The following is a 10,855-nucleotide window of genomic DNA, read 5'->3' on the forward strand; positions in this document are numbered from 1 at the left end:
GCCTCTGCGTTTGAGGCGGGGCCGGTGCGAGCGTGCCCGCAATGATCGCGTGCGCCGCTGCCAGCGACACACCGCGCTGCTGCAGCAGGACAACGGACGCGATCAGTCCAAAGAGAGCCAGCATGACAACGTAGCGCAGGGGCGCTGACGACGACCATCGCGGACGGCGCGGCATCTTGGCCGGCGCGGCAGACTCGATCGTCGTGACGAATGCTTCCTTGGCATCAATCCGCCGTGGCGCCTCGATCCGCCGCGCGGCGCCTGCCGCCGCCAGGAATTCCGGCAGCGCCCGCGCCGGCGGCACCGAAAACGTCTCGACCAGATCATCCCTGGTGTGCGCCTCGACGCCCTCGATCGCCACCTCCAGCGCCTGCATCAGACGCTGTTTTTCGTTCGGGTCGTCATGCGCGAGCTGCTGCAGCTTCTGCCGCGCCAGCTCGTAGACCGCGCTGCGCAGCTGCTGCGGGTCGGAACGCACGGAGTCGATGGTCCGCGCCAGCACCAGCGCGAACTCCACCTCGGGGTGAGCAGGACTGGTGTCCCTGACCGTCCTCTGGGCCGGCGTCGACGTCATAAATGTTAGTCTGGTTCGCCCTTAATGTTACAACATTCTAGGCGGCTTTTAATGTTAACACAAATGACGAAACCCGCGGCCGACGCCGCGGTTTGACGTTACCGATCCGAGCAGCAGCAGGGTTCATTGCGCCGATCTTTGCAAATCCTGGACGACTGGTTCTTCGCGCCGAAGCGGGACCGCCGATCCTGGCCGGACCTCCTGCTGCTCGCGGGATGGATCGCGCTGGCCGGCTTCCAGATCGCCCGTCACGTGATGTGGCGCGACGAAGTCCGCGCGCTCACCATCGCGCTGAACGGCGACAATGTGATCGCCATGCTGCGAGGCCTGCATGGCGAAGGCCACCCTGCCCTTTGGTATCTGCTGTTGCGCGGCGCGCATGCGGTGTTCGGCCGGGTCGAGGTGCTGCCCGGCGTCGCCTTCGTGGTCGGGCTCCTTACGGTCGCGCTGCTGATCTTCCGCTCGCCATTCCCGCGGCCGTTGGTCCTGTTGCTGATCACGAGCCATGCGCTGCTGTTCGAATATGTGGTGATGGCCAGGAACTACGGCATCTCGGCCCTGTTCCTGTTTGCGATCGCGGCCTGCTATCCGGCGCATCGCGACCGCGGCCTCCTGCTCGGCGCGCTATCGTTCCTGCTCGCCAACACCAATGTCGTCGGCGCGATCATGGTCGGCGCGTTCCTGCTGTTCTGGCTGCTCGACCTGCTCGAGACCCAACTCGCGAACCAACCAGGCTGGCGCTGGTCGCCACAGCTGACCAATTTTGCGATCAACGCCATCATCGCGACGATTGGCGTCGTGATCTGCGCGGTGACGATGCTGCCGACCTATAATGATGCGGCGGCCCGCGACTGGTCGCATGCTTCGCCGCTGGCGGCTGCAACGCTTTCCCTTGTGAATCCCGGCGCGACGTCGCTGGGCGCGCTGTTTGCCAATTTGCTGCCGGGGATCGCAGGATCGGTGCTGCTATTCGGCGCGACGCTCGGGCTGCTGCCGCGGCGTCCGGCCTTTCTCGCTGCGATCGCCGCATTGCTGCTGACGTCGCTGTTCTTCGCGGTCGCCGCCAACGGTGCCTACCGTCACGCCGCGGTCTGGCTGTGCTTCCTGATCACGCTTTACTGGATCGGCTGGGGCCGGATCACCGCGACATCCGCCTCTCGAGCATGGCACGATCGACTGTTGCCCGCGATCGGGCGCGTATCGGTGCTGCTGGTGCTCGCGATCCAGAGCGCCGCCGGCATCAACGATCTGCGCAGTGCTGCGAGGGGTATCGTCGCGAGCCGCAGCGCCGATCTCGGCCGCCTGATCGCCTCACGCCCCGATCTCGCCAACGCGGTGATCCTCAGCGAGCCGGAATATCTGGTCGAAGCCCTGCCCTATTACGTCAAGAACCCGCTCTATCTCGCGCGCGACCGCAAGTTCGGCAGCGTCGTGATCTTCTCGCGCAAGGGCAGGATGGACAGCGATCTCGGCGAGACGCTGCGCCTGGCACGCAAGCTCCGCGAGACCTCTGGTGCGCCCGTCCTCATCCTGCTGGCCTACCGGCTCGACGAGATCACGCCCGACCGGATCTATGACGAGGGCAAGAACTGGCGGACGTTCCGCGCCTCGGCCGCAGAGATCAGCGATTTCCGCGCAGCGACCACGCTGATCCGCCGCTTCGATCCCGCCAAAACCGACGAGAGCTTCGACGTCTATCTCCTCAACTAGGCGAGCGAGCGATCGAGGACACCAGGAAAGGACCGCGCGATGGCGCTGATGGACGGCAAGATCGAAGCTCGCAAGCCGGCCGCCGGCATCCGGCAGTACTTTGCCATCCTGCGGCTTGATCACAGCACCAAGCACATCTTCATCGTTCCCGGGATCATCCTCGCCTGGCTGTTGCGCGGCGCGAGGAGCGAGCACCTCGCCGCCGACATCGTCCTTGGCCTCGTTGCCGCGGTCTGCATCGCGTCGGCGAACTACGTCATCAACGAATGGTTCGACCGCGATTTCGACCGCCATCATCCGACCAAGTCGCAGCGCTCCGCGGTGCAGAGCGCCATGGACGGCAGGATCATCGGGCTGGAATGGCTGGTGCTGCTTGCGATTGGCCTTGTCTGCGCGGCAGCGAGCAGCCGTCTGATGCTGCTGGCAAGCAGCATCTTCGCCCTGCAGGGCATCGTCTACAACGTCCCGCCGCTGCGCAGCAAGGACAAGGCCTATTTCGACGTGATCTCGGAGTCCGTCAACAATCCGCTGCGGCTGTTGATCGGCTGGGCGATGATCGACCCGACCTCGCTGCCGCCGGGTTCGGTGATCCTGTGCTACTGGTTCGGCGGCGCGTTCCTGATGACCGCCAAGCGGCTGTCCGAATATCGCGAGATTGCTGCGTCCCATGGCAGGGAGCTGCTGGCCCGCTATCGCGCGAGCTTTGCCGATTATACCGAGGTGTCGCTGACCGCCTCGTGCCTCAGCTACTCGCTGTTCTCGGTGTTCTTCCTCTCGGTGTTCCTGGTGAAGTACCGCATCGAGTACATCCTCGCGATGCCGCTGGTGGTGATGCTGTTTACCACTTATTTCTCGATGTCGACAGCGCCGGGGTCATCGGCGCAGAAGCCCGAGAAGCTCTATGGCGAGCGCGGCCTGATGCTGATCGTGCTGGCGCTGGTTGCCGTCTTCCTGGTGGCGAGCTTCGTCGACATGCCGTTCCTCGCCAGACTGGCCGAGCAGCACTACATCACGCTGGACTGAAGCCGATGAGTTAACGCCGGCGCGGATGCGCCTTCTGGTGCCATGCCCAGGCCGAGCGAATGATGTGGCCGAGATCCGAGCGGCTGGCCTTGAAGCCGAGGCCGCTCTCCGATTTGGCGGGATCGGCGACCAGGATCGGCGGATCGCCGGCCCGCCGCTCGCGCACCACGCTCGGCACCGCCTCGCCGGTCTCGGCGCGGATTGCGTCGAGCACCTCGCGCACCGAATAGCCGGTGCCGGTGCCGAGGTTGAACACGCCGCCGGCGTCGCCCTTCAACAGCAGCTCGAGCGCCGCGATATGGGCGGCGGCGAGATCGTCGACATGGATGTAGTCGCGCACCGCGGTCCCGTCTGGTGTCTCATAGTCCTCGCCGAAAATCGCAAAGTCCGGCACGTGCCCCAGCAGCGCCATCAGCGCGCGCGGAATCAAATGCGTTTCGGGATCGCGCAGCTCGCCGATGGTGCCCGAAGCATCGGCGCCGCAGGCATTGAAGTAACGCAGGCAGACCGATTTGAACTGATAGGCCGCGCGATAATCGGCCAGCATCTGCTCGATCATGAATTTGGAGCGGCCGTAGGGATTGACGGTCGGCCCTGCGGCGCTCTCGGGAATCGGATCGCGCCCGGCGTTGCCATAGACGGCGCCGGTCGAGGAAAACACCAGGCGGTCGCAGCCCGCCTCCCGCATGCCGCGCAGCAGGCCGAGCGTGCCGGCAACGTTATTGCCGTAGTACTTCTGCGGATCCGCGACGGATTCGCCGACCGCGCTGAACGCGGCGAAGTGCATTACGGCGAGCGCATTGTGCTCGCGGATGGTGGCGGCGATCTTGCCGTGATCGGCGACATCGCCGATGACGAGCGGGCCCCATTGCACGAAGTTGCGGTGACCGGTCGACAGATTGTCATAGACGACCGGAACAAAGCCGGCCTCGGCAACGGCCTTGGCGCAGTGGGACCCGATGTATCCCGCGCCGCCCGTGATGAGGATCGAACCCCTGCTCGCCATTGAAGATGCCGTTCCTGCGCGGGCCAATCCCGCGCCTCAACAGATGCAATGGTCGATGGGTACGACATTCCGTCGGGCGCGGCAAAACGACGATGCGAATAGCGTTAAGACCGAACCGATTTGCTTCAGCAGTGACGGTTAACGCGAGCCGAGCGGAACGTTGGTCTGATGCCCGACCGGCGGCCCGTGGCGTGACGGCCTGCCGTAAGGGTAAACCGGTGTTGCCGGCGGGACCGGCCGGGTGGCCTGCGGCCGCGATGTCGGGACACCGCCGCCCGGGCCATCGATCGAATAGCGCTGTGCGCCCTGCGTGGTCTGCCCGGTGCCCTGTGCGAGCGCGGGGGCCGCCGTGGCGACGACCAGCGCCGCCGTTATGACGAGGCTGGCCAGCTTCATGTCGATGCCTCGATGGGTTGTATCGGGATCAACCGGTCACGCCGCCGATCGTTCCGCGCGCCGTCGCGGCCTTCGCGATCTTCCGCCTTCCTCACATGAAACGTGGCGTGGCGAAATGTCTCGCCGCGCCACGTTCAATCGATCGGGCTAACTTTTGAAATTCAGGCGCCGGCCGGCGCGACCGCGGCCCAGTGATCGGGGTTCGCCGGGGTCTGCATCCTGACCCAGCGATAACGCGCCTGCGACCAGGTGCGGATTTGCGCGTTCAGATTGTCGAGCACGACGTCGCCGCCCTCGACGCGGACCACCAGCACGAGATGATGCTCGCCCCAGGAGGTCACCACCTCGCTCAGCAGCAGATTGCGCATCGGCCAGCCGCGCGCCAAGAGCTCATGGCGCTTGCTGACGGCATAGTCGTTGCAATCGCCGCGCGCCGGATTGATCAGCCATTCCTCGCCGGCGAGGCCGCGTTCGTTGCGCTGCGGCACGATGCGACGGTTGACCGAGGCGTTGACCTCGATCAGGTCGGCGATGCGCTGCTTGGTCAGGCGTGTGGCGCCGCCGCGGAACACCATGCGGGCGCGGGCTTTCGGCTTGCATTCGTCGGCATAGCGCATGCAGAACATGGTGTAGGCCATCGGCGCCAGCGTCGGCTCGCTGAAGCGGATCTTCTCGACCACGCCGCCGAGCGGCAGCGGGAATCCGATCATTCCGGCCTGGGTGTGCTGCGCGCTTGTCCCGAGCGCGACGATGGCCAGAAGCAAGGCCATCACTCTCTTGACGCTGTACATTCTTCACTCCCCAAAGTGACGGGAAGCATCTACGGGAAATGTCTTGAGTTAAGGCTCAGGCGCGCGGCAGCATTTGTCTCAAATGCTCAGAAGCGCCCGAGCAGTCCATTAACCAAGCCGGGTTCCCGCGCCGGCAAGCCTTGCAGCTGCCGAATGATAACGCGCGTGAAGGTCCAACGGACCACGGCTTATCGCGCTTCCGAGCGCCGGCGCGCTCTGTTAAACCGTCACGCGTTGCCTCGGCGCGATCCCGCACCAGCTCATGACGAGATCGGCGAGCATCTTGATCTCGAGATCCGCGGGCGTGCCGCCGGCGAAATCGGCCACCGATTGTCCCAGCGCGACGGCGCGAACATAGGCCGAGCGGCTTCCGATCATCGGCCCGATCTCTTCGTCGAGCGTATCCAGCTCCTCGATCAGCTGCTGGCCTTCGAGCGTGCGCTGGTCGACCCGGTTCGGTACGATCATGGCGCGGAGCGCCGTTCGCCGTGCTGCGCGCACCTCGCGCACGATGTCGATCGTCCGCGCGGTGGCCTCGATGTCGAGGCCTGACGGCGTACATGGCATCAGCACGATGTTGGCGATCGCGAGCACGGCGCCCAGCACCCGGTCGTTGGGCGCGGAGTCCACGACGATGATCTGATGCGGAATCTGGCGCATCAGCTTGGCCCATTCGGCCACCGGGCGGGTTTCCGGATCAAGCTGGTAGACGGGAAACGTCAGATTGCCGGGCTCGGCCCAATGGCAGGCCGACGCCTGGGAGTCGGCGTCGACCAGTCCCACCACGCCCGTGCGCCGGTCCAGTTCTGCAGCCAGTAGGACCGCAAGAGTCGTCTTTCCGACCCCGCCCTTGCGCTGGGCAACCGAGATGACAAGCGGCATCGCTAGCTCCTGGCGTTATCCCCCGTGCGTGCGCGGGAGGACACCTTCATCAACGAGCGTCAGCATCCGGGGCAGACAGACCCGCCTTGCGTCGTAATTGTCCCTCACGAAGCTCCGCGCCTTCATCCGCATCTTCTTGAAGGCTTTGGGCCGTGACAGCACCGAGACTACCTGATCCGACAGCGCATCAATATCAAAAAACGGCGTCAGCAGACCATTGCCGTCCGAGATGATGTCGCGCAGCGGCGCTGTGTCGGACGCCACCACCGCACATCCCGCGCTCATCGCCTCCAGCAGCGACCATGACAGCACGAAGGGATAGGTCAGGTAGACGTGCACCGAGGAAATCTGCAGCAGCTCGAGATACGGTTCCCGGGGAATCCGGCCCAGGAAATGCACGCGGCGAAGATCGATGTCCGACCTGACTTCGCCCAGGAACATCGACTTCCAGCTCGAACCCTCCGGCGGATTCGCGCCGTACGACGTCCCGCTGCCGCCGACGATCACCACCTGCGCATTCGGCCGCGCAGCCATGATTCTCGGCAGCGCTCGCATGAAGATATGGAATCCGCGCACCGGCTCGAGGTTGCGCGAGACGTAGGTGATCACTTCGTCGTCCGCGGAGAGTGTCGCGCCGTTCGGAAGCCGAAACCCTGCGATGGGGTTGGGCTTCACCTCGTCGGTGTCGACGCCTTCGTGGATGACCTCGATCTTGCCCTGAAACTCGCGGGGAAAGGTCGACCTCTGCCACGGCGTCGGCGAAACGCCGGTGTCGCATTCGGTGAGCGCCAGCAGCGTGGTCGCATTCTTCAAGTGGAGTGCGACATTACCATCGAGGCCCGTCATGGGAAATTCGGGATCGAAGCCGACGTCCCTGCCCTCGGCACCGTAGTAGAATTCGCAATACAGGATGATGCGCGCTTTCGGAAACATCGTGCGCAACGGCAGCGTCTCGCCCCAACCGGGATGCGCGAAGATCAGGTCGGGAACGAAGCCCTGTCCCGACAGCGACGACAGCGCATACAGCACCTCTTCGGCACGCCGTGCTTCGACGTCGAAGCGGCGCGCAAAGGGATGGACCATCGCGGAGTCCGACTTGGTCGTCGAATATTTGAGCAGCCGGATATCCGGCGACGTGCTCGCGGTCGATGAGCCGACCGCGACGACCTTGTTTCCGGGCTGCTCCGCGAGCGCACGCGCAATGTGGCGATACTGGGCTGGAAAGTTGTTGTGGACGAAGAGGACGTTCATTGGCGGGCGAGCGCGCCCCCCGGCCGCGCGGTCTTCGATTGGGGTCAGGGTCGATACCATGACCGGCAGGGTGTCTTCGATTTGCACGTGCGAAACTATCTCACCGGGTTAACATTAAGCCCCCTTCTATCACACAGATTTTTGGGGCACACTGTGTGAGAAACATATCGACCCATCCGTTAGGCTCGCAGGCGACCATGAACGAACAGATTCAGCAGAAGACCATTGACCTGGCACGAGGGCTTTTCCTTGTTCGCTACAATGGCGCGGAAGACAAGACATCACCTCCGGTGGTGCGGGTATATGCGGATCGCGCCAGCACTAACAATTGTAACATTATTACCGGACCCGACGGGGCCAATGGAACCCTGTTCGCGCCCGAGACCGCGCTGGTCGTGTCGGTCGCCCGGCCAAGCCGCCTGATCGTCGAGGTCACGGCAGGGCGCGCCGGCGGGTCGACCGCCGCCAATATCAAGATCGAACCGCTGACCCAGGGACAGCCGGCCGCGCAGCCCGCCAGCCAGCCATTCGATACGGACGAGCCCGATCCTGGCCTGGACCGTGGCGAGTTGAGCGATCTCAAGCTGCTGGCGCATGTCGCGGGTCTGGGCGACGTCACGGTCGGCCCGAATACCTGGATTGCCGGACCGGCCGCTCCGGCCCGGATCGAGGGAATTTCCCTCGATTGGCCGAACAAGCCGTACGATCTCAACCTGCAATATGCCGTCAAGTTCGCGAGGCCGCAGCGGGGCGACAACCAGTTCGTTCCGCTGGGAACCTTTGCCGGAACCCGGGGACGCGCGCTGGCCATCACGGGGTTCTCGCTGGAAGCCTCGGGCCCCGGCGCGGATCGCTACACCATCGCAGCCGAGACCATCTTCCTGGGCGCTCCGGCCCTGCGCGTGACCGGGAACCGGATCGTGGTGGCCGGCCCTTCAGGCCGGGAACCGCTGGTGGGTCTCAAGCTCACTGTCGAAGAGCACCGGGTGCAGGCAGCGCCGCTGGCGCCCCGGCAGCCGAGGCGCGCTGAGCCCGTCGCCCCGATGCCCCGCCAGGAGGCGCCGCGCCTCGAGGGACGGGTGCGCGTGTTCCGGAGCCGGCAGAGCGCCGTCAAGACGGCGGGCTGACCATGCGCGCAGACAAGGGCGACATTTGACCGCCGACGCGCGCAGCATCGCCTTTACGTCCAAAACGCTGCATCACGTCGATCTCGAGCGGGCCGCCGTCGCGGCGCTCGAGGCACGTGATTTCCGGCGCGCATTCGCGCTCGCCGACCGCCGCTGCCGGATCTTGCCGCATCCCGGCGCCCGCGCCCATCTGCTGCGCGCGGAAGCGCTGTTTCGCCTCGATCTCAGGGATGCGGCTGTCGCGAGCGTAGCCCGGGCGCTGGAGCTCGAACCGGACGATCTTGTCGCCGCGCGGCGAATGATGGCGTGGGGCGACGGCCTTCCGCAGCTCGAAGCCGCACGAAGCATCGCGCGGCGCGATGACGATCCGGATTCAGTCAGGAGCGCGCTCCTGCTGCTCGAGCAGAACGGCCAGCACAGCTGCGCCCGCGTCGACTTCCTCGATGAGGAGGTGAAGGGATGGGTGACGTGGCGGGGGTCGGACGATCCATACCTTTCACTGGCGCAAGCCGATCAATCCAGCACCATCCAGCTTCCCGCCGACCCCCGTCACAGATTTGCGCTCAACGGGCGACGCGCTGCGAGCTTCCGTCTGATGCGGCCGGCGTCCGCGACCTCGCAGCGCCTCGAGATCGCACAGGCAGACCACGTCATCGCAAGCATTCAACTCCCGGCCAACCGTGCTCCAGATCGCAGCAATACGCCGTTGCGGCCGCCTCGCGCGCGCAACGGCGAAACGCCGCCGCTCACCATCATCATCCCGGTCTACCGGGATCTGGCCGCAACGCGTGCCTGTATCGAGAGCGCATTGACGGCCGTCGCCTGCACGCCCGGCTCGACCATCGTCGTCGTCGATGATGCCTCGCCCGACCCCGCCATCAAGCATCTGCTCGGCGAACTGGCTGCAGAGTTGCGCATCCGGCTGCTGACCAACGCGCATAACCTCGGCTTTGTCGGCGCGATCAACCGGGCCCTCGGCGAGACGGGGGCGGGCGACGTCGTGCTGCTGAACTCGGACACGATCGTGCCGAAATATGCGCTGCAACGCTTGCGAAGCGCCGTGCGATCGACGCCGCGCGTGGGTACGGCGACCCCGCTCTCGAACAACGGCGAATATACCAGCTTTCCGGTCCCGAACCGCTCCAATCCCCTGCCCTCGCCCGATGAACTGGAATTGCTCGACGAATTGGCCGGCATGGCGAATTCGGGGATGGCCATCGACATCCCCAACGGCATCGGGTTCTGCCTCTACATCACCCGCGAATGCCTCGACGCCGTGCACGAGCTCTCCGACGATTTCTATCGCGGCTATCTCGAAGACGTCGATTTCTGTCTGCGCGCCGCCGAGGCCGGTTTCCGCAACGTGTGCATCCCGTCGGTCTTTGTCGGACACGAGGGTTCGCGCTCGTTTCTCGGCGAGAAGCGTTCCCTGGTGTTGCGCAACCTTCGCGTCCTCGAGCATCGATACCAGCGCTATGCGACGGAGTGCGCGGCGTTCCTGGTTGCCGATCCGCTGCGCGAATGCCGCGCGGCGCTCGAGCTCAAGCTGCTCTGCAACGAACCGCGCGCCGCCGGCCCGCACGTCATCCTCTGCGGCTCCTCGATCGGCCGCGAGATCGCGGTCGGGCGATGCAGGCAACTGGCGGCGGACGACAAGCGCGGTCTGGTCGTTCATGTTCGCGCCGAGGGAGAACGCCGGATGGCCGCGATCTTCGATCCGGATGGCGAAGCTCCGCAGTCGATCGCGCTCGACGTTGCGACGCCCGAGGGCCGCGAGACCTTGCTGAAGTGTCTCGCCGATCTTCGAATCGGCTCGCTCGAGATCGCAGAGCCAAACCGTATCCCCGGCGCCTGCCTCGCACAGCTCACGCAACATTTCGCCTACGACCTCCTGGTCACCGACACTGCGTTTGCAGTGCGCACCGCGACTGGATCTGGCGTGCACCCGGACTGGACAGGTCTCGTCGAACGGGCCCGGCGCGTGATGGTGATCGGCGAAAACGGGGCCGAGTTCTCCGAAGCGGTGCTCGGCCTGCAGGTGACCAGGCTGAGCGCCCCGCCGGCACAGCCGGTGCCGCCGCACGCCGCGAGCGGC

At 65.3% G+C, this 10,855-nt stretch carries 9 protein-coding genes and 1 pseudogene; 4 read left to right on the forward strand and 6 right to left on the reverse strand.

The genetic code is table 11. The features are described 5' to 3' along the window. A pseudogene (locus tag AC628_RS28725) lies at positions 1 to 574 on the reverse strand (hypothetical protein); the annotation flags it as partial. Between the two features lie 126 nt (positions 575 to 700). Between AC628_RS28725 and AC628_RS28730 the strand changes: the two are divergent. Then, positions 701 to 2,284, forward strand: coding sequence for a glycosyltransferase family protein (locus tag AC628_RS28730; RefSeq protein ID WP_074130139.1), 1,584 nt, complete (start codon positions 701 to 703; stop codon positions 2,282 to 2,284). Between the two features lie 39 nt (positions 2,285 to 2,323). After that, positions 2,324 to 3,307: a UbiA family prenyltransferase gene (locus AC628_RS28735; protein WP_074130140.1), complete on the forward strand. Its 984-nt coding sequence runs from the start codon at positions 2,324 to 2,326 to the stop codon at positions 3,305 to 3,307. A 10-nt stretch (positions 3,308 to 3,317) separates the two neighbouring features. On the opposite strand, the gene galE is transcribed toward AC628_RS28735, so the two are convergent. The 5 genes from galE to AC628_RS28760 all read right to left on the reverse strand — a co-directional run bounded on the left by galE (position 3,318) and on the right by AC628_RS28760 (position 7,633). Continuing rightward, positions 3,318 to 4,313 (reverse strand): UDP-glucose 4-epimerase GalE, encoded by a 996-nt coding sequence (gene galE, locus AC628_RS28740; protein WP_074130141.1) that lies wholly within the window; start codon positions 4,311 to 4,313, stop codon positions 3,318 to 3,320. Positions 4,314 to 4,451: 138 nt separating this feature from the next. Then, positions 4,452 to 4,709: a hypothetical protein gene (locus AC628_RS28745; RefSeq protein ID WP_074130142.1), complete on the reverse strand. Its 258-nt coding sequence runs from the start codon at positions 4,707 to 4,709 to the stop codon at positions 4,452 to 4,454. A gap of 161 nt (positions 4,710 to 4,870) precedes the next feature. Beyond that, positions 4,871 to 5,500: a transglutaminase-like cysteine peptidase gene (locus AC628_RS28750; RefSeq protein WP_074130143.1), complete on the reverse strand. Its 630-nt coding sequence runs from the start codon at positions 5,498 to 5,500 to the stop codon at positions 4,871 to 4,873. A gap of 219 nt (positions 5,501 to 5,719) precedes the next feature. Beyond that, positions 5,720 to 6,382: a nucleotide-binding protein gene (locus AC628_RS28755; RefSeq protein WP_074130144.1), complete on the reverse strand. Its 663-nt coding sequence runs from the start codon at positions 6,380 to 6,382 to the stop codon at positions 5,720 to 5,722. Between the two features lie 15 nt (positions 6,383 to 6,397). Continuing rightward, positions 6,398 to 7,633, reverse strand: coding sequence for a glycosyltransferase family 4 protein (locus tag AC628_RS28760; RefSeq protein ID WP_074130145.1), 1,236 nt, complete (start codon positions 7,631 to 7,633; stop codon positions 6,398 to 6,400). A gap of 197 nt (positions 7,634 to 7,830) precedes the next feature. On the opposite strand from AC628_RS28760, the gene AC628_RS28765 reads away from it, so the two are divergent. Together AC628_RS28765 and AC628_RS28770 are read left to right on the forward strand one after the other, a co-directional pair. Beyond that, a complete protein-coding gene (locus AC628_RS28765) occupies positions 7,831 to 8,760 on the forward strand; it encodes a hypothetical protein (protein ID WP_074130146.1) in 930 nt (309 codons plus the stop codon). A gap of 25 nt (positions 8,761 to 8,785) precedes the next feature. Continuing rightward, the coding region (locus AC628_RS28770) for a glycosyltransferase family 2 protein (RefSeq protein ID WP_074130147.1) at positions 8,786 to 10,855 on the forward strand (2,070 nt) is incomplete at its 3' end.

It is taken from the genome of Bradyrhizobium sp. NAS96.2 (assembly GCF_001908235.1).
Lineage (GTDB): Bacteria > Pseudomonadota > Alphaproteobacteria > Rhizobiales > Xanthobacteraceae > Bradyrhizobium.